Genomic DNA, 20,289 nt, shown 5'->3' with positions numbered 1-20,289 from the left:
GCATGTTGCCCGCGTCCATCGCGCCTTCGGCCTTGCCCGCGCCGACCATGGTGTGGATCTCGTCGATGAACAGGATGATCCGGCCTTCCTGCTTGGCCACGTCGTTGAGCACGGCCTTCAGGCGCTCTTCGAACTCGCCGCGATACTTGGCGCCCGCCAGCAAGCCCGCCATGTCGAGCGACAGCACGCTCTTGTCCTTGAGCGACTCCGGCACCTCTCCGGACACGATGCGCTGGGCCAGGCCCTCCACGATGGCGGTCTTGCCCACGCCGGGCTCGCCGATCAGCACCGGATTGTTCTTGCTGCGGCGCTGCAGCACCTGGATGGCGCGGCGGATCTCGTCATCACGGCCGATCACCGGATCGAGCTTGCCGCTGCGCGCGCGCTCCGTCAGGTCCAGGGTATATTTCTTCAGGGCTTCACGCTGGCTTTCGCCTTCGGCACTGTCCATCGACTGTCCTCCTCGAACGGCGTCCACCGCCGCTTCAATGCTTTTGCGATTGAGTCCATGCTGCTTGGCCAGGGAAGACGCCCTGGAGCCGCCGTCCGCCAGCGCGAGCAGGAACAGCTCGCTGGCGATGAACTGGTCGCCGCGCTTGATCGCCTCCTTCTCGGTGGCCTGGAGCAGCCGGGTCAGATCGGGGCCGATCTGCACCTGCTGGTCCTGCCCCTGCACCTGGGGCAGTTGCTTGATGGCATTTTCCGCAGCGTCCGCGAGCGCCGCCACGTTGACGCCCGCGCGCTGCAGCAGCGACCTGGGGCCGTCCTGCTGGCGCAGCATGGCGACCAGCACATGCAGCGGGTCGATATAGGCGTTGTCATTGCCCAGCGCGAGCGATTGTGCGTCTGCGAGGGCCTCCTGGAATTTGGTGGTCAGTTTGTCAATTCGCATGATGTCTTGTGATACTCCGGATCGAAGTCATTGCGATATATCTGATAGCCAACAAGGGAATTTCAAGACTGGCATCCCCAGGAACGTTCGTAAAAACGGCTGGAACGGGAAGCAGCCCTTGGCGCAGTATGGCCGCGCGGCGGGGAGCGGCGCGTAGGAGCAGCGCCCATCCATGCACGGCCTCCCATGGCCATCACCCGCACGTTGCCATTAAATCAGGAGCGCAAGAACTGCGCCCCGCTTTGCTCAGGACCAGCGCGCCAGCGCCTGTTCGTCGCTCACCCGGGCATCCACCCAGCGCGCGCCCTGCGGCGTCTGTTCCTTTTTCCAGAACGGCGCCAGCGATTTCAGGTAATCCATGACGTACTCGCAGCCCTGGTACGCCATGCCGCGATGCGCCGCGGTGACCGCCACGAGCACGATCTGGTCCGTGGGCTGCAGCAGCCCCACGCGGTGGATCACGCGCGCGCCATACAGGCCAAAGCGCTCCACCGCCTGGTCGATGATGGCTTCTATGGACTTCTCCGTCATGCCGGGATAGTGCTCGAGTTCCATGCTCGCGACGGCATCGCCCTCGTTGCGGTCGCGCACCAGGCCAACGAACGCGCAGACCGCGCCCACGCGCGCGTCGCCTGCGCGAAGCGCGGCCACTTCAGCGCTCAGGTCGAAATCAGCGGTCTGAACCGAAACGCGGGGCTGGGTGGCGATGGGCTGATGAGTCGGAGACGGCATGGCCGCATTGTCGCAGGCAACGCCCGTGGCTGTTGGCGCAAGAAACCTTCTTTCGCATTCGGGGAAAGGCGCGAGGTAGGATCGGTGCCTGACGGATCGACAATCATGGCCACTCAAACCATCAACACCGGCGAGTACACGCTCTACCCATCGCCCCAGAACCTTCATCGCGTGGTGTTCGAGCACCAGACGTTCGTGGCGTACCCCTATGCGCTCATTCATCTGCCGGACTTCGAGTTCACGGGACGCGTGACGCTGTTCGCGGCGCATCGCCGCTCGGACAACCGGATGGGGCAGCTCATCAGTTGCGAACTGCTGGAAGACCTGGCGCGCTTCGAGCGGCTCTTCTCGCCGGATTGAAGCTCCATGGACGAAACCTCCCAGATCCAGCCTCCGCCGAGCTTCGTGGACATCTACGCCGGTCGCGCGGGCAGGCTGACGATCTCCAAGCCCGAACTGGTCGCGCGATACGAACTCTGCGAAGACCTCGCCAACCATCTCACCGAACAGGCGCAACTGATCTACCACGGCGGCAACGCATCGGAGGAAGGCGTGCTGCGCACCATGCATGACGCTCTTTGCACCGAGGGCTCGGTGGTGCAGCCCGCCGAAGCGCGCTGGATCGTGCTGCGCCTAGCCGAACTGCTGAACTGGCGCGCGCCCGGACTGGCCGCATGACGCCGGCGCCATCCACGGCGCGATAGCAACACTTCCCACCACGGGCGCGCACGGACCGCCAGTCATTGCTACACTCGCACGCATGCCTTTGAGCCTTGTTTCCGCCACCGTAATCGACGCCCACGCCCGCAGCGTGACACGCGCGGCTGCCGTCGGCGCGAGCAAAGCGAAAAAACCAAAGCTCATCTGACCGGAGCCGCGGTTCCGTCCGGATGAGCGACGGAACCGGCAAGGCAGCCAGATCTCCCCCTTTTTCTCTCTTTCCCGGCCTCCCCGGGGCACGATCCCATAGTTGCCAAACAGCCAGCCGTTCGCGCACCGGATGGTGGCCCATTGCGGTCGTTCACCCATGTCCGCCGCTGCGGGCCAATGCAAGAAAGAGAAAACCTCCATGCTTTCATCCCACCACGTATCCACACCAGCGCAATGCGATTTTTCGGGGCTGTGGATTCCGCTCGTCACACCGTTTCGCGGTGACGCCATCGACCATGAAGCGCTGCGCGCGCTCACCGTGCGCATGCGGCGGGCCGGCGTCACCGGCTTTTGCGCATGCGGCTCCACCGGCGAAGCCGCGGCGCTGTCGCACGATGAAGAGAACGCGGTGCTGGCCAGCATCCTCCAGGCATCGGGCGGCTTGCCCGTGATGATGGGCACAGCCGGCTGCCATCTGGGCCGCATGCTCGAACGCGTGCGGGAACTCGGCCAGCAGCCACTTGCCGCGCTGCTGGTGCCCGCGCCGACCTACATCCGGCCCTCTCAAGCAGGGCTGCTGGACTGGTTCATCCGCATCGCCAGCGCCAGCGTGCATCCCATCGTCATCTACGACATTCCCTATCGCACGGGCGCGACGCTCGAACTGGACACGCTGCGCGCGCTGGCCCGCCATCCCAACATCATGGCCATCAAGGATTGCGGCGCGGATGCGGCCAAGACCCAGGCGCTGATCAGCGACGGCGAGCTGCAGGTGCTGGCGGGGGAGGACCTGCAGATCTTCTCGCACATGGCGCTGGGCGGCCATGGCACGATCGCGGCCAGCGCGCATGGGCATACGGAGCATTTCGTGGCGCTGCTGGAACTGCTTTCCGCCGGGCAGCTAGAGCCGGCACGCGCCATCTGGGGCCCGCTTCAGAACCACATCCGCGCCAGCTTTGCCGAACCCAATCCGGCGCCCATCAAGGGCTGGCTTGCGCGGCAGGGGTGGATGAGCGCCGAGCTGCGCGCGCCAATGACGGCGGCCTCCGCCGCGCTGGTGGAGCAGATCTGCGCGATCGAGCTGCCCGCGCTGGCCACGGCGCCCGGCAGTTGCGCGGCGAAGTGAGTGGCCGGCTCGCGCCCCTCGGCCGCCCGCCGTATTCAGGCCCGCGTACCCAGGCGCAGCAGCATGCGCTGCACCTGCCCGTGCGTCCACGCGCCGCCGCGCGCGGCGGGGATGCCAAGCTCGTTGAGCACCTGCGCCATCCTGCGGTGCGTGAGTCCCTGGGCCTGCATTTCGACAAAGACCGCCCGGTGCTGCTCGGCAAACGTGTCGGCGTCGGCCTTGCGCCTGGCGACCGTGGCGCGAATGTTGTCCGCGCCCGCCGCCCCCAGCGTGACGCCGCGAGCACGCGCCTCGGAAAGCGCCTTGCGCGTTCGCGCGCTGATGGCGGCATCCACCGGCCGCGCGCGCTCGTCATCCCTGGTCGAATTCGCGGCCATCGGCTCAGCCTCCCGTGACCGGCGGAAAGAAAGCGACTTCGTCTCCGTTGGCAATCACGGCGCCGGGGTTGCACATGACCTGATTGAGCGCCGTGCGCACGGCCTTGCCGGGCGCCAGCGCCGAAGCCGCCGCGCCCCCTTTCAGGCGGATGATCTCGTCGCGCAGCTCGGCCACGGTGGCGGCCCGGGTCTGCAGCTCTTCGCCGCCCACTCCGAGCGCCTCGCGGATCGAGGCGAAATAAAGAACGTGAACGGTGTTCATCGAAGCCTCGTTCATTGCAGCAGTTCCGCAAGCGGGATGTAGCGGACGATATCGCCCTTGGCGATGGTCGTCATGGCGGGATTGTCCACCAGCCCATCGCCCCAGACGGCGGACGTCAGCACTCCCGAACTCTGGTTGGAAAACAGCTCGACCGCACCGTCTTCGTTCTGGCGCACACGCAGGAATTCACGGCGCGTGTCGGCAGCCCTGGTCTCGAAATGGGCGCGTACGGGAAATACGCGCGGAGCGACGTCCTGCACGCCCTGCAGACGCAGGATGAAAGGACGCACGAGCATCAGAAAGGTCACGAAGCTCGACACCGGATTGCCGGGCAGCCCCATGAAATGGGCGCTGCCCTCGAGGCTGCTGCCGCTGCGCTGAATCTGGCCGAACGCAAAAGGCTTGCCCGGCTTCATCGAGATCTTCCAGAGGTTGAGCTCGCCAAGGTATTCGACGGCGGGCTTCACATGGTCTTCCTCGCCCACGGACACCCCGGCCGTTGAAAGAATCAAGTCGTGGCTGCGCGCCGCATCCTGCATGACCCGGATGGTGGCTTCGCGGTTGTCCGGCACGATGCCGCAATCCGTGACCTCGCAGCCCAGCCGCTGCAGCAGCGCCCGCAGGAAATAACGGTTGCTGTTGTAGATGGAGCCCGGCGGCATGTCCCCGGGCGCCACCGTCCCCGGCGTCACCAGTTCGTCTCCGGTGGAAAACAGCGCCACGCGCGGCTTGCGGGCCACCTGCACCTGGCCGAGTCCGATACTCGCGGCCAGGCCCAGCGCGGCAGGCGTGAGGCGCGTGCCGGCCTTCAGGATGGTGCTGCCCAGCGCGATGTCCTCGCCGGCGCGGCGAATCCACTGGCCGGCCTTCGGAACGGCGTTGATGCGCACGCCTCCGTCCGCCGGCTCCGTGTCTTCCTGCATCACGATGGCATCCGCGCCTTGCGGAACCGGGGCGCCGGTGAAGATACGCGCCGCCGTCGCGGGTGCCAGCGGCGCTCCCACATGCCCGGCCGGAATGCGCTGGCTCACCGGCAGCACGATGCCCGCCTTCGGCACGTCGGCGCAGCGCACCGCATAACCATCCATGGCCGAGTTGTCCAGCGGCGGCACCCGCAGTTCGGAGACCGCATCCTCCCAGAGCACGCGGCCGTCGGCATCGAACGTGTCCACCGTTTGCGGCGCATCCACGCGCGCGGCCATGGCGAGCACGGCCTCGAGGGCGTCATCCAGTGACATGAGCTTCGGCGGGAATTGCGGCTTCAAGATGTGATCTCCTTGCCATGTTGGTCGGCGGGCGGTGTGTATTCGAGACGCGCGGCATTGGCCATCATCCAATCGGCGATGCGGGCGGGCTGGTTCAGGTCCAGCACCTCGAGCGTGCAGCCGGGCGGCAGGCATGCAGCGTCGTCGGTCGCAATCGCAAGAATAGCGTCATCGTCGGGGTAACGCAGGGCGCGCGGTTTCTCTGCCGCCGCCGGCTCGCGCCAGATCTCGATCTTCGGAAGATCGCTGCGCTTGAAGCCTTCGACGATGGCCCAGTCGACCGACGGATCCAGCTCGGCCAGCATCTCATGCACGGAGAGTTCTTCGCGCGTCCGGCCAAACTCGCGCATCAGGGCCAGCCGCTGGTCCGACACGACCAGCATCTCGAAAGCGCCTGCCTTGCGATGCCGCCAGCTGTCCTTGCCCGGCACGTCGATGTCGAAGTCATGATGCGCATGCTTGACCACCGAAACGCGCTGGCCGCGCTCACACAGTATCCGGATCACCTGCTCCAGCGCCGTGGTCTTGCCCGCGCCGGAATAACCCGCGAAGCCTATGGCCTTCATATTCCGCCTGTCCATTCCATTCAAAAAACAAACCGGCGCATGCTCTCGGGCAGGCGCCGGTTTCGTCATCATCTCCATCGCACGGCCGGCCCATGGCTCATTGGCAGTGCTGCGCGATGAAGTCCTTGACTTTCTGGGCATCGGCCGCCATGACGACCACGCGCTTGGGCAATGCCTCTATCCCGTTGAATTTGGCGGGACGATCGGGTTCACGGCCAAGCGCCTCCTCGATGGTCGCCGCGAACTTGATGGGCAGGGCGGTTTCCAGAACGATCATCGGCACGCCGGGCCGCAGATGCTCGCGCGCGACCTTCACGCCATCGGCGGTGTGCGTGTCGATCATGTCGCCGAAGCGCTCGAAGGTGTCCCTGATGGTGGCAAGGCGGTCGGCGTGCGTGCTCTTGCCGCTGACGAAGCCGTACCGGGCCGCTGCATCCTTAAACGCCGCATCGCCGCTCAGGTCGAAGCGGCCCTGCCGGCCCACTCCTTCGGCAAACAACTGCCTGGTGCGCGCGCCGTCGCGGCCCACCAGGTCGAACACGAAGCGCTCGAAGTTGCTGGCCTTGGAAATATCCATCGACGGGCTCGATGTCTCATAGGTGTCGGCCGCGCCGCGCACCTGGTACACGCCGGTGCGGAAGAACTCGTCGAGCACGTCGTTCTCGTTGGTGGCAACCACCAGGGCCTCGATCGGCAGTCCCATCTGGCGCGCGACATGGCCCGCGCAGATATTGCCGAAGTTGCCGCTGGGTACGGTGAAACTCACCTTCTGGCCGTTGGATTCGGTGGCCTGGATGTAGCCTGCGAAGTAATACACCACCTGCGCCAGCAGGCGCGCCCAGTTGATCGAGTTGACGGTGCCGATCTTGTAGCGGGCCTTGAAGGCATGGTCGTTGGACACTGCCTTGACGATATCCTGGCAGTCATCGAACACGCCCTCGATGGCGATGTTGTGGATGTTCTCGTCCTGCAGGCTGAACATCTGGGCCTGCTGGAACGGGCTCATGCGGCCATCGGGGCTGGTCATGAACACGCGCACGCCCTTCTTGCCGCGCATGGCGTATTCGGCGGCGCTGCCGGTGTCGCCACTGGTCGCGCCAAGAATGTTCAGCTCCTCGCCGCGGCGTGCCAGCTCGTACTCGAACAGGTTGCCAAGCAGTTGCATCGCCATGTCCTTGAAGGCGAGTGTCGGCCCGTTGGACAGCGCCTCGATCAGCAGGCCGTCCTCCAGCCTGCGCACCGGGACGATGGCGTCGGTACCGAAGATCTCCCTGGTGTAGGTCCTGGCGCAGATCCGCCTCAGATCGTCCACGGGAATATCGTCGATGTAGAGCGACAGGATTTCGAACGCCAGCGCCGCGTAGCCATGGGTTTTGTAGATGTTGCGCAGTTCGGTGAGCTCGGCGTCACCGATCTGGGGATAGGCCTCGGGCAGGTAGAGTCCGCCGTCGGGCGCCAGGCCTTCCAGCAGGATGTCGCAAAAACGCTTGCGGTCCGCGTGGCCGCGTGTGGAGAGGTACAACATGACTGAAGCGCTTTAGTTGAGTTCTTCCTTGCGGATGCGGTTGATGGGCGCGAGCACGGTCGGCAGGCCCTGGATTTCGGCCAGTGCGCGATCCATGTCGCCTTCGCGCGTGTCGTGCGTGAGGATGATCAGATCGGTTTGCGTGGAGCCTTCTCCGCCGACCTCGTCGGCCTCGCGCTGCAGCACCGCGTCGATGCTGATGCCCGCATTGGCGAGAATCCCGGTGATCTTCGCCAGCACGCCGGCCTCGTCGGACACGCGGATGCGCAGGTAATAGCTGGTGACCACTTCCGCCATGGGCAGCACGGGCAGGTCGCCGCTCGCTGCAGCCAGCGTATTCGACTGGAAAGCCAGGGGCGGCACGCGGTGCGCCGGCTCGGCCTCGTGCAGGCGGGCAATGTCCACCAGGTCGGCGATCACGGCGGATGCCGTGGGCTCGGAGCCCGCGCCCTTGCCGTAGTACAGCGTCGTGCCGACGGCATCGCCGTTCACGACCACCGCATTCATCGCGCCTTCGACATTGGCGATCAGGCGCTTTGCGGGCACCAGCGACGGATGCACGCGCAGCTCGATCCCCTTGGCCGTGCGCTTGGTGATGCCCAGCAGCTTGATGCGGTAGCCCAGTTGCTCGGCGTATTTGATGTCGGCTGCCGCCAGCTTGGTGATGCCTTCCACGTAAGCCTTGTCGAACTGCACCGGAATGCCGAATGCGATCGCACTCATCAGCGTGACCTTGTGCGCGGCATCGACGCCCTCGATGTCGAAAGTCGGATCGGCCTCTGCATAACCCAGGCGCTGCGCTTCCTTGAGCACCACGTCGAAATCGAGACCCTTGTCGCGCATCTCGGACAGGACGAAGTTGGTCGTGCCGTTGATGATGCCCGCGACCCATTGGATCTCGTTGGCCGTCAGGCCTTCACGCAGCGCCTTGATGATGGGAATGCCGCCGGCCACGGCTGCTTCATAGGCCACCATCACGCCCTTGTCCGCGGCGGCCTTGAAGATTTCCGTGCCGTGCACGGCCAGCAGCGCCTTGTTGGCGGTAACCACGTGCTTGCCCGCGGCAATCGCCTCGAGCACCAGGGCCTTGGCAATGCCATAGCCGCCGATCAGCTCGACCACCACGTCGATGTCGGGGTTGGCAATGACTTCGCGCGCATCGGCAACCACCTTGGCGGCATCTCCGACCACGGCCCTGGCGCGTGTCGTATCCAGATCAGCCACCATGGAAATCTCGATGCCGCGACCCGCGCGGCGGCGGATCTCGTCCTGATTGCGCCGCAGCACGTTGAATGTGCCGCCGCCCACAGTGCCAATGCCCAAAAGGCCTACCTGGATCGGTTTCATATACGAATCTTCAATCAGTCAAATGGATCGCACGCGCGCCTGTCTGCGCACGCATGCAACAGGGAAACAAGGAACGTCAGGCTGCGTGCTGCTTGGCCGCCTTGGCAGGATTGGCGGCCACGGCCTGCGTTGCGGCGTCCACGCTGCGCGGCTTGTCGGTGCCGTGGCGCTGGCGGTATTTCTGCAGGAACGCGGCCAGCCGGCCGATGGCGGCGCGCAGGTCCGCCTCGTGCGGAAGGAACACGATGCGGAAGTGATCGGGCTTGGGCCAGTTGAAACCCGTGCCCTGCACCAGCATCACCTTGGTTTCCTGCAGCACTTCGAGGAAGAACTCCTGGTCGTCGACGATCGGATAGACCGCCGGATCGAGCCTCGGGAACATGTAGAGCGCGCCCTGCGGCTTCACGCAGGAGACGCCCGGAATCGCGTTAATCAGCTCCCAGGCCAGATCACGCTGCCTGCGCAGGCGGCCGCCTTCGCAGATCAGGTCGTTGATGCTCTGATAGCCGCCCAGCGCCGTCTGCACGGCCCACTGGCCGGGCACGTTCGCGCACAGGCGCATGTTGGACAGCATGTTCAGGCCTTCGATGTAGTCCCTGGCCGCTTTCTTGTCGCCCGACACCACCATCCAGCCTGCGCGGTAACCGCAACTGCGGTAGGCCTTGGACAGCGAATTGAAGGTCAGGGTGAGCACGTCCTGCGACAGGCTCGCCAGCGGCGTGTGCCTTGCGCCGTCATACAGGACCTTGTCATACACCTCGTCGGCGAAGATCACCAGGCTGTGCTCGCGGGCGATCTCCACGATCTCCTGCAGCAGCTCCTTGCTGTAGAGCGCGCCCGTCGGGTTGTTCGGGTTGATGACCACGATGCCCTTGGTGCGAGGCGTGATCTTGCCGCGGATGTCCGCGATGCTGGGCATCCAGCCATTCGACTCGTCGCAGATGTAGTGCACCGGCGTGCCGCCCGAGAGGCTGGTCACAGCGGTCCACAACGGGTAGTCGGGCGCGGGCAGCAGCAGTTCGTCGCCATCGTCCAGCAGCGCATTGGTGGCCAGGCTGATGAGCTCGGACGCGCCGTTGCCCAGGTAGATGTCATCGAGCGTGACGCCGACGATGCCCTGCTTCTGGGTCTCGTGCATGACGGCCTTGCGCGCCGCGAAAATGCCCTTGCTGTCCGAATAACCTGCGGAAGTGGGTAGATTGCGGATCATGTCCTGCTGGATTTCCTCCGGCGCATCGAATCCGAAGACCGCCAGATTGCCGATGTTCAGCTTGATGATCTTCTGGCCGTCCTCCTCCATCTTCTTGGCCGCATCCATGATCGGCCCGCGGATGTCATAGCAGACGTTGGCTAACTTGGCTGATTTGTGGATGGGTTTCATGGCGACTCGATGGCGGTGAATGCTTGGGCCGGATGCAGGATCATCCGGTGAAACCTATAATTTAAGCACAGTTCCCCTTGTGCCGTGCCTCGCACAACCTTTATTTGCCGATCGCGCGCGCCCACCAGATCGTGAGAGCCCCATGAAACTGCATGCCGACCGCTTTGACGTCCAGACCATCAGCGGCTACGGCCCCGGCTGGATCGCCATCGACAAGGAAGAATTCACCCACAGCCTGATCGTGGGCTCGCGCGGCGAGCGCATTCCATGGGAATGCAGACGCTTCGAAGACCTCACCGCCGCGCACTTCGCCCGGCTTGCAGACCTCAACGCCGAAGTGGTGATTTTCGGAAGCGGCGAAAAGAACCGTTTCCCGCCCCCCGCCTGGCTGGCACCGCTGATGCAAAAGCGGATCGGACTGGAATCCATGAGCACCGCGGCGGCCTGCCGCACCTACAACATCCTGGCCGGAGAAGGCCGCAACGTGGTGGCGGCGCTGCTTCTCGAGGAGTGACATTGAAAATGTCAATTGATAATGACTATCAATAGTTAGCAAAAATGATGGAATCGGGGTAAAATATCAGGTTGCCGTCGGGAGACTTTCAAGAAAAGCAATAAACCCCCACCGCTCCCGGCTTTTCAACGACTACTTTGAGAGATTGAGTGCCATGGCGATCGTTGTCAACAAACCCCTCCCTGAATTTGAAGCCAACGCAACTGGCGGAATCAAGGTATCCAACGTTTCGCACCTGGGCCAGATTCTGATCCTGTACTTCTACCCCAAGGACAATACGCCCGGTTGTACCACGGAAGCCATGCAATTCCGCGACAAGTACAAAGATTTTGTCAAGGCCGGTGCTGCGGTGTTCGGCGTTTCACGCGACAACATGAAGTCGCACGATGACTTCAAGGACAAGCTGGAACTCCCGTTCGAGCTGATCGCGGATACCGAAGAGAAGATGTGCCACATGTTTGGCGTGGTCAAGAACAAGATCATGTACGGCAAGAAGGTCAAGGGCATCGAGCGCTCCACGTTCCTGGTCGGCCCCGACGGCCTGCTGCTGCAGGAGTGGCGCGGCCTGAAGGTTCCAGGCCACGTGGACGACGTTCTCAAGGCGGTCAAGACCATCAAGCTGCAGGACAAGAAAGCCGCCTGAAACCGGGCGCCGCCTCCAAGGCGTCGCGAGGAGTGTGCATAATGGGTCAATGCCATTGATTTTTGCAACGCGCACTCCAGTTCTGAAAGCCGCCCGGGTTTCCTGGCGGCTTTTTGCTTTTCTGAAGTAACCCGAGTCCCCCAAGCTAGCGAGGCTTTTTGCACCATGCCCCTGCCACCCGCACCGACCAAGCGCGCAGCGCTGCTTTCTCCTGAAGCTTTTCGCCAGAACGCCTCCATCGACATCGAACAGGAATCCGCGCCGGGTGCCGCCAGGCCAGAAGCCCCAGCGGTCTCCTCCTCCCGCAGGAAGGCCCCGGCCAAGCGCGCGGCGGCACCGGCCAGCGCCACAACGGCACGCTCCGCAAGGACTCCAGGAAAAACAGAGATTGCCGAGCCCATGGCACCCGTGGCCCCCGTAGCGCCCGTCGCCGTACCCGCTCCCCCGCAGCCGCGCGCCGCCGCAGCGGTAGCCAAGGCGGCCGGTCCGGCGCCCAAAGCCAAGGCCAAGGCGCGCGCCGCACGCGGCACCGGCCCCAAGAAGATGTTCGTTCTGGACACCAACGTGCTGCTGCACGATCCGACCAGCCTTTTCCGCTTCGAGGAGCACGACATCTTCCTGCCGATGATCGTGCTGGAAGAGCTGGATGCCCACAAGAAGGGCATGACCGAGGTCGCCCGCAACGGTCGCCAGGTCAGCCGTACGCTGGACGCCCTGGCGGCGGCCGAGAGCCAGGACATCGCCCTCGGCCTGCAACTGAACGCCACCGGCCAGACCGCCGCCAACGGCAAGCTGTACTTCCAGACCTCGCCGCTGAACTACACCCTGCCGTCGAGCCTGCCGCAAGGCAAGGCGGACAATCAGATCCTCGGCGTGGTCGAGGCGCTGCGCCAGCAGTTCGCGCCGCGCGAAGTGGTGCTGGTGTCCAAGGACATCAACATGCGCGTGAAGGCGCGCGCGCTGGGGCTGGACGCCGAGGATTATCAGAACGACAAGACGCTCGAGGACGGCGATCTGCTGTACTCCGGCATGCTGGCGCTGCCGGCGGACTTCTGGGCCCGCGCGGGCAAGAATGTCGAGAGCTGGCAAAGCGGCTCGCACACTTACTACCGCGTGACGAGCCCGCTGGTCGCGCAGATGATGATCAATCAGTTCGTGTTCTTCGAAGCGCCGGGCGAACCGAGCCTGTATGCGCGCGTTTCGGAAATCCGCGACAAGACCGCGGTGCTTGAAACGCTCAAGGACTTCGGCTCCCAGAAGAACAGCGTCTGGGGCGTGAACACCCGCAACCGCGAGCAGAACTTCGCCATGAACCTGCTCATGGACCCGGAAGTCGATTTCGTCACCCTGACCGGCACCGCGGGCACCGGCAAGACGCTGATGGCGCTCGCTGCCGGCCTCACACAAGTGCTCGATGAGCGCCGCTATACCGAGATCATCATGACGCGCGCAACCGTCAGCGTGGGCGAGGACATCGGCTTCCTGCCCGGCACCGAGGAAGAAAAGATGGGTCCCTGGATGGGAGCGCTCGACGACAACCTGGAGTTCCTCGCCAAGGGCGACGGCGGCAATCCCGGCGAATGGGGCCGCGCGGCCACCAACGAGCTGATCCGCAGCCGCATCAAGATCAAGAGCATGAACTTCATGCGCGGGCGTACCTTCCTGAACAAGTACGTGATCATCGACGAGGCGCAGAATCTCACGCCCAAGCAGATGAAGACGCTGATCACGCGCGCGGGCCCCGGCACCAAGATCATCTGCATGGGCAATCTGGCGCAGATCGACACGCCGTACCTGACGGAAGGCTCCTCCGGCCTGACCTATGCGGTGGACAGGTTCAAGGGCTGGCCCCACAGCGGCCACATCACGCTGGCCCGCGGCGAGCGCTCCCGCCTGGCCGACTTCGCCAGCGAAGTGCTTTGACCGATGGCGCTCAGCTGGATCACGGCGCTCAAGCTTGTGCCATGGGGCGACGTCATCGAGGCGGCGCCCCAGGTCATCAAGGCCGCCAGAGGGCTCGTTCGGAAAAAAGATACGCGTGAGCACGATCCGTCATCGGCCTCAGGCGGTTCAGGCAGTTCAGGCGCCTCCCTGGCGGATGCGGCGGCTCCCGCGACGTCCGCTGGAGAGCGGGCCTTGCGGCAGGCAAGGCAGTTGCGGGAACGCGTCGAGCTGCTCGAGCAGTCCCAGCGCCAGTCGCTTGAGGTCATAGAGAAGCTCGCCGAGCAGAACGCTCAGCTCGTGGCTACCGTCAGCGCCCTGAGGATAGGCGCGCAGAGACTGTTCTGGGCCTGTGCCGTGCTGGGGATCGTATCGCTGGGGCTGGTGATCCGCCTGCTGGCCGGAGCAGCAAGCCGTTCCTGAGCACTGCGGCCTGGCCGCCGTCCTTGCCCCGCCGCCCGCTCGGCAGACCGGCAAGCAGCGGGGACGCGGACGTCAAGCGCATTTGCGCAGCAACAGGAAGCAGCGCAGGCTTGCGTAGCCCTCCTCTCCCTCGAAAGCCAGCGACGCCAGCGCATCCAGCCCGGCCTGCCATTCCTCGCTGTCCTTCAGCGCCTCGAAGGTCAATTGCCCCACGCTGCCGCCGATGAAAAAGCGGAACCAGTGCAGATCCTCGCCCAGGTTCTCCGCGACGATGGCGTCATCCAGCCGGTCCAGCAAGTCGGGACAGACGAGACGCCGCCCTCGCGCCTGCCACGGGCCATCGAACACCTCGTAGGTGCAGCCGTTGATCCGCCAGCGAGCCCGCGCCTCTTCGCTTCCGTCCCGCACGCCCCAGATCGCGGCAAGCAGCTCATTCACGACGCCATTCGAGAACGACTCGAACGCGTAGCCGATCGCTTCCGCATCGGTTTCGCCCAAGCCTGGAAACACCTCGACGATTTCCCGCTCATCCGGGAGCTTCACGACAACCGCCAGCGTACCCATCTTCGCGTCGCTGCGCATCCAGTCCGCGGTAATGCAGGGCAATTGGCCGTTGGGCACCAGCCAGCCGCGCACCAGAGGGCCGACAAGACCATGCGACTCGAAAAGCTCCACCAACAGTTCGAGCTCGAATGGAATGGTTTCGGCTTCCTGTCTGTTCATGCTGTCATTCTCATTGGGGCGGCGCCGGAACGGTCCGTTCCGTCACGCGAGGCCGGTTTTCATGGGCGTGGCATCTGTGCTCGCATGGGGTGCCCAAGCAACTCCGCCAGCCCCGCATTTTCGTTCATTTCGCGGCGGTCCCACCCCATCGTTACACCATGAAAAAACCCTCCATCCCCGAAGGTGGAGGGTTTTCGCCGCTCATCCGGGAAAAGGCGTGATCAATACTCGTCGCCAGAGCCCATGGCGAGATTCTCGAAGCGGGTCTGGTTCTTCTGGAAGAACAGCTTCACGGTTCCGGTCGGCCCGTTACGCTGCTTGCCGATGATCACCTCGGCGACGTTCGGCTCCTTCGAGTCCTTGTTGTAGTAGTCGTCGCGGTAAATGAACATGATGATGTCGGCATCCTGCTCGATGGCGCCGGATTCGCGCAGGTCCGACATCATCGGGCGCTTGTCCGTGCGCTGCTCCACCGAACGGTTCAACTGCGAGAGCGCGATCACCGGGCATTGCAGCTCCTTTGCCAGCATCTTCAGGCCACGCGAGATCTCGCCGAGTTCGGTGGCCCGATTGTCGGCGCTGCCGGTACCCGAGCCGCTCATGAGCTGCAGGTAGTCGACCACGATCAGCCCGAGCTTGCCGCACTGGCGCGCGAGACGCCGCGCATTGGCCCGCAACTCGGTCGGCGTGAGGCCCGGCGTCTCGTCGATGTGCAGCGATACGGTGCGCAGGCGTTCGATCGCCTCCGTCAGTCGCGGCCATTCCTCATCGGTGAGCTTGCCGGTACGGAGATTGCCCTGGTTCACGCGGCCGATCGAGCCCACGATACGCACGGCAAGCTGCGCCGCGCCCATTTCCATGGAGAAGATCGCAACGGGCAACTCTTCGTTGAGCGCCACATGTTCCGCGATGTTCACGGCAAACGAGGTCTTGCCCATCGAGGGGCGCGCGGCCAAAACGACCAGATCGCCCGCCTGCAGGCCGCTCGTCATGCGGTCCAGATCGGCGAAACCGGTGGGGATGCCGGTCACGTCCATCGGGTTGTCCGCCTTTTCCTGAACCTGGTCGAGCAGGTCGATCACCAGCGTATCGAGCGACTGGAACCCCTGCTTGTTGCGCGAGCCTTCCTCGCCAATCGCAAAGATCCTGGCCTCGGCTTCGTCCAGGATGCGCTCCACCGTCTTGCCCTGCTGGTTGAAGGCGTTGGTGGCAATCTCGTCGCTGGCGGTCACCAGCTTGCGCAGGATCGAGCGCTCGCGCACGATCTCGGCGTAGCGGCGGATATTGCTTGCGCTGGGCACGTATTGCGCCAGCGTGTTCAGGTAGATCAGGCCGCCCACCTGGTCGGACTTGCCGATCGTCTGCAACTGCTCGTGAACGGTGATCACGTCGGCCGGCTTGCTATTGTTGACGAGCGCGGCAATCGCCGTGAAGATGAGCTGATGCTCGTGGCGATAGAAATCGCCCTCCTTGAGCAGATCCCCCACCCGGTCCCAGGCCATGTTGTCCAGCAGCAGCCCCCCCAGCACGCTGGACTCGGCCTCCACCGAGTGCGGAGGCACGCGCAGCCTGGCCAACTCACGGTCCGCGGGCTCCGGGGAAGCGTTGGCAGGAAGATCTGGCAGAACTGCGGACATAGGGGGAATACTGTATTTTTCGAAATCGAGCGAACGATGCTAGTCGGTCATACCAAGGCTGTAAAGCATCGCCCGCCCCTTCCGGCAAGCGGAAATAGCCGGGAAACAAAAAACAAAAGCCGCCCCTGGGGGCGGCCTTCGACTCACTCCAGAGACTGGAATTAAGCGTGTTCGCCGTAAACGGACACGAGCACGTCGACGACGACGTCGGTGTGCAGCGCAACGTTCACGGTATTGTCGCCAACGGTCTTGATGGGGCCGTTGGGCATGCGGACTTGCGACTTCACCACTTCAAAGCCCATGCGGCCGAGTTCATCGGCGATGTCATGGTTGGTGACGGAGCCGAACAGGCGGCCGTCAACGCCGGACTTCTGCGTCAGCTTCACGTTCTGGCCGGCCAGCTTCTCGCCGGCAGCCTGGGCGGCAGCCAGCTTTTCAGCCGCGGCCTTTTCCAGTTCGGCGCGCTTGGCTTCGAACTCGGCCTTGTTCGCTTCGGTGGCGCGGCGTGCACGGCCCGAAGGGATCAGGAAGTTGCGTGCGTAGCCGTCCTTGACCTTGACGATTTCGCCGAGGTTACCGAGGTTCACAACCTTGTCGAGCAGAATGATTTGCATGGTCGTGCTCCTTAGATCTTGTGCTGGTCGGTGTAGGGCAACATGGCCAGGAAGCGGGCGCGCTTGATGGCTGTGTTGAGCTGACGCTGATAGATGGCGCGGGTGCCGGTCAGGCGCGCGGGGATGATCTTGCCGTTCTCGGCGATGAAGTCACGCAGGGTGTCCACATCCTTGTAGTCGATTTCTTCGACGCCGGCGACGGTGAAGCGGCAGAAGCGCTTGCGCTTGAACAGCAGCGACTGGGTGTTGCGCTTGGGACGCTTGTCCTTGTTGAATTTCTTGAACGTGGCCATTTTTGAGCCTCTTGAAAATTAATCCTGTTGAATATCCTGGATATGAAAAACCACACCTTTGCCGTTGCGCGGCGAGGCGAGAAAGCCCTGGAAAATCCAGTTGCTTCCCAGCGCCTGGCGTGCAAGCCGCTCCGCGAGCGCGCCGAACGCCACCGCCTTGACGGCGACCTTGACCTCACGCTGGACCCCGGCTTCGCGTTGCTGTGACTCATGCTCGAGCCGCAGATCGAGGGCGGGCAGTCCGGCGGGCGTGTAGCGCAGGGATTGGATCTCTGCAATACAGGCCGTCAGGGCAATCTGGTTTGTCACTCCTCCTGGCTGTCGGATGAACGTGTTTGCTTAACGCTCGTTCACAGCAGCTTCGGCCTGGCTGGCCTTGCGTGCTTCTTCGCGTTCCACGGTCTTCATCATCGAGGAAGCGCCGGTTTCGGCCTTCTTCTTCTGAACGGTCAGGTGGCGCAGAACGGCGTCGTTGAACTTGAAGGCGTGTTCCAGTTCAGCCATCACAGCCTGGTCGGCTTCGATGTTCAGGCACAGGTAGTGGGCCTTGGCAAGCTTGTTGATCAGGTATGCCAGTTGGCGGCGGCCCCAATCCTCGACGCGGTGAACCTGACCACCGCCCTGGGTGATCATGCTCTTGTAGCGCTCGAGCATCGCGGGAACCTGTTCGCTTTGATCCGGGTGGATCAACAGGATGATTTCGTAGTGACGCATGCAAACTCCTTTTGGATTGCTTGGATTGCAACCACCCGCTGCGTCGAGTGTTAGCGGTGTGGCAAGGGAAACCCGGCATTATATGCCCGGTTTCAGCAATCGTCCAGTCCCTGGCGATGCGGCATCCTTATCGGCCCACGTGATCCACCGCCCTATTGAAAAGGGGAATTCCGCCCCCAGCTAGCCCAAGTTGTCATTCATTTCACGACAAAACGACATGTCCGATCACAAATACAACCCGTTCACAGAACCCGTCGACCCGGCGATGTCCCCCGAAGAGATCGACGCGGCTCAGAATGCCCAGACTGCCGACGAAATGAACCGCCTGCAGAATGAAGTCGAGGAACTCAAGGCCAAGAATGCCGATCTGGCGGACCAGTACCTGAGGGCCAAGGCCGATGTCGAGAATATGCGCCGCCGCACCGAGGAGGAAGTCTCCAAGGCCCGCAAGTTCGGCATCGAGAGTTTCGCCGAAAGCCTGCTGCCGGTGGCCGACAGCCTGGATGCCGCGCTCGCCATCGAGAACGCCACCAGCGAGCAATTGCGCGAGGGCTCGGATGCGACCCGCCGCCAGTTGCTGTCGGCCCTGGAACGCAACAAAGTCATCATCATCGACCCGGCCGCGGGCTCCCGATTCGATCCGCACCACCATCAGGCCATCAGCATGGTGCCCGCCGACCAGGAGGCAAACACCGTGGTGAGCGTGCTACAAAAAGGATATCTGATTGCCGATCGCGTGCTTCGTCCGGCCCTCGTGACGGTGGCCGCGCCCAGGTAAAGCCGGCGCAGCCAGGCCCTGTATTCCTTCGGACCAGGCATAAAAATTTCCAGCCGGAGCCTTGAAGGCGGGCAACTTATCCACAGTTACTGGCTATCCAAACCAAATAACCAACTTTTCAAAGATTTCGGAGAACACACATGGGAAAGATCATCGGCATTGACCTCGGTACGACGAATAGCTGCGTTGCCATTCTCGAAGGCAACAACACCCGCGTGATCGAAAACAGCGAGGGGGCGCGCACGACGCCGTCCATCGTTGCATATCAGGAAGACGGCGAAATCCTGGTGGGCGCTTCCGCCAAGCGCCAGGCCGTCACCAATCCAAAGAACACCATCTTCGCTTCCAAGCGCCTGATCGGCCGCAAGTTCGACGAAAAGGAAGTGCAAAAGGACATCGACCTGATGCCCTTCAAGATCATCAAGGCCGACAACGGCGACGCATGGGTGCAGGTGCGCGACCAGAAGCTGGCGCCCCCGCAGATCAGCGCCGAAGTGCTGCGCAAGATGAAGAAGACCGCCGAGGACTTCCTCGGCGAGCCGGTGACGGAAGCCGTGATCACGGTTCCCGCCTACTTCAACGACGCCCAGCGCCAGGCCACCAAGGACGCAGGCCGCATCGCGGGCCTGGATGTCAAGCGCATCATCAACGAGCCTACCGCAGCCGCCCTGGCCTTCGGCCTCGACAAGCAGGACAAGGGCGACCGCAAGATCGCCGTATATGACCTGGGCGGCGGCACGTTCGACGTGTCGATCATCGAGATCGCCGATGTGGATGGAGAAAAGCAGTTCGAGGTGCTGTCCACCAATGGCGACACCTTCCTGGGCGGCGAGGACTTCGACCAGCGCATCATCAACTACATCATCGACGAGTTCAAGAAAGAGCAAGGCGTCGACCTCTCCAAGGACGTGCTCGCGCTGCAACGCCTGAAGGAAGCCGCCGAAAAGGCCAAGATCGAGCTGTCGAACTCCGCGCAGACCGACATCAACCTGCCCTACATCACCGCTGACGCATCGGGCCCGAAGCACCTGAACATCAAGCTGACCCGCGCCAAGCTGGAAGCGCTGGTGGACGATCTCATCGAACGCACCATCGCGCCCTGCCGCACCGCCATCAAGGACGCCGGCATCAGCGTGTCCGACATCAATGACGTGATCCTGGTCGGCGGCATGTCGCGCATGCCCAAGGTACAGGAGAAGGTCAAGGAATTCTTCGGCAAGGATCCGCGCAAGGACGTGAATCCCGACGAGGCCGTCGCCGTGGGCGCCGCCATTCAGGGCCAGGTGCTCTCGGGCGACCGCAAGGATGTGCTGCTCCTGGACGTGACGCCTCTGTCCCTGGGCATCGAAACCCTGGGCGGCGTGATGACCAAGATGATCGCCAAGAACACGACCATCCCGACCAAGTTCGCTCAGACCTTCTCGACCGCCGAGGACAACCAGCCCGCCGTGACGATCAAGGTGTTCCAGGGCGAGCGTGAAATCGCCAGCGCCAACAAGCTGCTCGGCGAGTTCAACCTGGAAGGCATCCCGCCGGCTACCCGCGGCACGCCGCAGATCGAGGTGAGCTTCGACATCGACGCCAACGGCATCCTGCATGTGGGCGCCAAGGACAAGGGCACGGGCAAGGAAAACAAGATCACCATCAAGGCCAACTCGGGTCTGTC

General features: G+C 63.6%; 24 protein-coding genes. 9 read left to right on the top strand and 15 right to left on the bottom strand.

The annotated features are described in order from the left end of the window. On the bottom strand, positions 1–892 hold an 892-nt coding region (locus ABWP92_RS09590; protein ID WP_353235148.1), incomplete at its 3' end, for a Clp protease N-terminal domain-containing protein. A 246-nt stretch (positions 893–1,138) separates the two neighbouring features. Further along, positions 1,139–1,624, bottom strand: a complete 486-nt coding sequence (locus ABWP92_RS09585; protein WP_353235147.1) for a molybdenum cofactor biosynthesis protein MoaE — start codon at positions 1,622–1,624, stop codon at positions 1,139–1,141. A gap of 105 nt (positions 1,625–1,729) precedes the next feature. Between ABWP92_RS09585 and ABWP92_RS09580 the strand changes: the two genes are divergently transcribed. From ABWP92_RS09580 to ABWP92_RS09570, 3 genes are all read left to right on the top strand, one after another. Then, positions 1,730–1,984, top strand: coding sequence for a hypothetical protein (locus ABWP92_RS09580; protein WP_353235146.1), 255 nt, complete (start codon positions 1,730–1,732; stop codon positions 1,982–1,984). A 6-nt stretch (positions 1,985–1,990) separates the two neighbouring features. After that, positions 1,991–2,302, top strand: a complete 312-nt coding sequence (locus ABWP92_RS09575) for a hypothetical protein (protein ID WP_353235145.1) — start codon at positions 1,991–1,993, stop codon at positions 2,300–2,302. Between the two features lie 391 nt (positions 2,303–2,693). After that, complete coding sequence (locus ABWP92_RS09570; RefSeq protein WP_353235144.1) at positions 2,694–3,620, top strand: 4-hydroxy-tetrahydrodipicolinate synthase family protein; 927 nt, start codon at positions 2,694–2,696, stop codon at positions 3,618–3,620. Positions 3,621–3,655: 35 nt separating this feature from the next. On the opposite strand, the gene ABWP92_RS09565 is transcribed toward ABWP92_RS09570, so the two are convergent. From ABWP92_RS09565 to ABWP92_RS09535, 7 genes are all read right to left on the bottom strand, one after another. Then, positions 3,656–3,997, bottom strand: coding sequence for a recombinase family protein (locus ABWP92_RS09565; protein WP_353235143.1), 342 nt, complete (start codon positions 3,995–3,997; stop codon positions 3,656–3,658). 4 nt (positions 3,998–4,001) lie between these two features. Beyond that, a complete protein-coding gene (gene moaD, locus ABWP92_RS09560; RefSeq protein ID WP_353235142.1) occupies positions 4,002–4,259 on the bottom strand; it encodes a molybdopterin converting factor subunit 1 in 258 nt (85 codons plus the stop codon). An 11-nt stretch (positions 4,260–4,270) separates the two neighbouring features. After that, on the bottom strand, positions 4,271–5,497 hold the full coding sequence (locus ABWP92_RS09555; protein ID WP_353235149.1) for a molybdopterin molybdotransferase MoeA: 1,227 nt from the start codon (positions 5,495–5,497) through the stop codon (positions 4,271–4,273). 23 nt (positions 5,498–5,520) lie between these two features. After that, complete coding sequence (mobB, locus tag ABWP92_RS09550) at positions 5,521–6,090, bottom strand: molybdopterin-guanine dinucleotide biosynthesis protein B (protein ID WP_353235141.1); 570 nt, start codon at positions 6,088–6,090, stop codon at positions 5,521–5,523. 97 nt (positions 6,091–6,187) lie between these two features. Further along, positions 6,188–7,615 carry a threonine synthase gene (thrC, locus tag ABWP92_RS09545; RefSeq protein WP_353235140.1) on the bottom strand — a complete coding sequence of 476 codons (1,428 nt, stop codon included), beginning with the start codon at positions 7,613–7,615 and terminating at the stop codon, positions 6,188–6,190. A 12-nt stretch (positions 7,616–7,627) separates the two neighbouring features. Beyond that, a complete protein-coding gene (locus ABWP92_RS09540) occupies positions 7,628–8,962 on the bottom strand; it encodes a homoserine dehydrogenase (RefSeq protein WP_353235139.1) in 1,335 nt (444 codons plus the stop codon). Between the two features lie 76 nt (positions 8,963–9,038). Continuing rightward, a complete protein-coding gene (locus ABWP92_RS09535) occupies positions 9,039–10,343 on the bottom strand; it encodes a pyridoxal phosphate-dependent aminotransferase (RefSeq protein ID WP_353235138.1) in 1,305 nt (434 codons plus the stop codon). A gap of 142 nt (positions 10,344–10,485) precedes the next feature. Between ABWP92_RS09535 and ABWP92_RS09530 the strand changes: the two genes are divergently transcribed. The 4 genes from ABWP92_RS09530 to ABWP92_RS09515 all read left to right on the top strand — a co-directional run bounded on the left by ABWP92_RS09530 (position 10,486) and on the right by ABWP92_RS09515 (position 13,864). Next, complete coding sequence (locus ABWP92_RS09530) at positions 10,486–10,857, top strand: Mth938-like domain-containing protein (protein ID WP_353235137.1); 372 nt, start codon at positions 10,486–10,488, stop codon at positions 10,855–10,857. Between the two features lie 154 nt (positions 10,858–11,011). Continuing rightward, on the top strand, positions 11,012–11,500 hold the full coding sequence (locus ABWP92_RS09525) for a peroxiredoxin (protein ID WP_353235136.1): 489 nt from the start codon (positions 11,012–11,014) through the stop codon (positions 11,498–11,500). A gap of 165 nt (positions 11,501–11,665) precedes the next feature. Continuing rightward, the gene (locus ABWP92_RS09520; RefSeq protein ID WP_353235135.1) at positions 11,666–13,423 is read left to right on the top strand and encodes a PhoH family protein; all 1,758 of its coding nucleotides are present in this window, start codon (positions 11,666–11,668) and stop codon (positions 13,421–13,423) included. A gap of 3 nt (positions 13,424–13,426) precedes the next feature. Further along, positions 13,427–13,864, top strand: coding sequence for a hypothetical protein (locus ABWP92_RS09515; RefSeq protein WP_353235134.1), 438 nt, complete (start codon positions 13,427–13,429; stop codon positions 13,862–13,864). Positions 13,865–13,936: 72 nt separating this feature from the next. Here ABWP92_RS09515 and ABWP92_RS09510 read toward each other — a convergent pair whose 3' ends face one another. The 6 genes from ABWP92_RS09510 to rpsF form a co-directional block, all read right to left on the bottom strand. Then, positions 13,937–14,587 (bottom strand): DUF6348 family protein, encoded by a 651-nt coding sequence (locus tag ABWP92_RS09510; RefSeq protein WP_353235133.1) that lies wholly within the window; start codon positions 14,585–14,587, stop codon positions 13,937–13,939. Between the two features lie 221 nt (positions 14,588–14,808). Next, the gene (gene dnaB, locus ABWP92_RS09505; RefSeq protein WP_353235132.1) at positions 14,809–16,224 is read right to left on the bottom strand and encodes a replicative DNA helicase; all 1,416 of its coding nucleotides are present in this window, start codon (positions 16,222–16,224) and stop codon (positions 14,809–14,811) included. Between the two features lie 161 nt (positions 16,225–16,385). Then, positions 16,386–16,838 (bottom strand): 50S ribosomal protein L9, encoded by a 453-nt coding sequence (rplI, locus tag ABWP92_RS09500; RefSeq protein WP_353235131.1) that lies wholly within the window; start codon positions 16,836–16,838, stop codon positions 16,386–16,388. Between the two features lie 11 nt (positions 16,839–16,849). Next, the gene (gene rpsR, locus ABWP92_RS09495) at positions 16,850–17,131 is read right to left on the bottom strand and encodes a 30S ribosomal protein S18 (protein ID WP_166069388.1); all 282 of its coding nucleotides are present in this window, start codon (positions 17,129–17,131) and stop codon (positions 16,850–16,852) included. A gap of 18 nt (positions 17,132–17,149) precedes the next feature. Then, positions 17,150–17,440 (bottom strand): primosomal replication protein N, encoded by a 291-nt coding sequence (gene priB, locus ABWP92_RS09490; protein ID WP_353235130.1) that lies wholly within the window; start codon positions 17,438–17,440, stop codon positions 17,150–17,152. 30 nt (positions 17,441–17,470) lie between these two features. Beyond that, on the bottom strand, positions 17,471–17,845 hold the full coding sequence (rpsF, locus tag ABWP92_RS09485; RefSeq protein ID WP_353235129.1) for a 30S ribosomal protein S6: 375 nt from the start codon (positions 17,843–17,845) through the stop codon (positions 17,471–17,473). 217 nt (positions 17,846–18,062) lie between these two features. Between rpsF and grpE the strand changes: the two genes are divergently transcribed. Together grpE and dnaK are read left to right on the top strand one after the other, a co-directional pair. Further along, complete coding sequence (gene grpE / locus ABWP92_RS09480) at positions 18,063–18,623, top strand: nucleotide exchange factor GrpE (protein ID WP_353235128.1); 561 nt, start codon at positions 18,063–18,065, stop codon at positions 18,621–18,623. A gap of 140 nt (positions 18,624–18,763) precedes the next feature. After that, the coding region (gene dnaK / locus ABWP92_RS09475; RefSeq protein ID WP_353235127.1) for a molecular chaperone DnaK at positions 18,764–20,289 on the top strand (1,526 nt) is incomplete at its 3' end.

The organism is Diaphorobacter ruginosibacter, from assembly GCF_040396215.1.
GTDB lineage: Bacteria > Pseudomonadota > Gammaproteobacteria > Burkholderiales > Burkholderiaceae_C > Diaphorobacter_A > Diaphorobacter_A ruginosibacter_A.
This window is presented reverse-complemented; position numbering and strand designations above follow the sequence as displayed.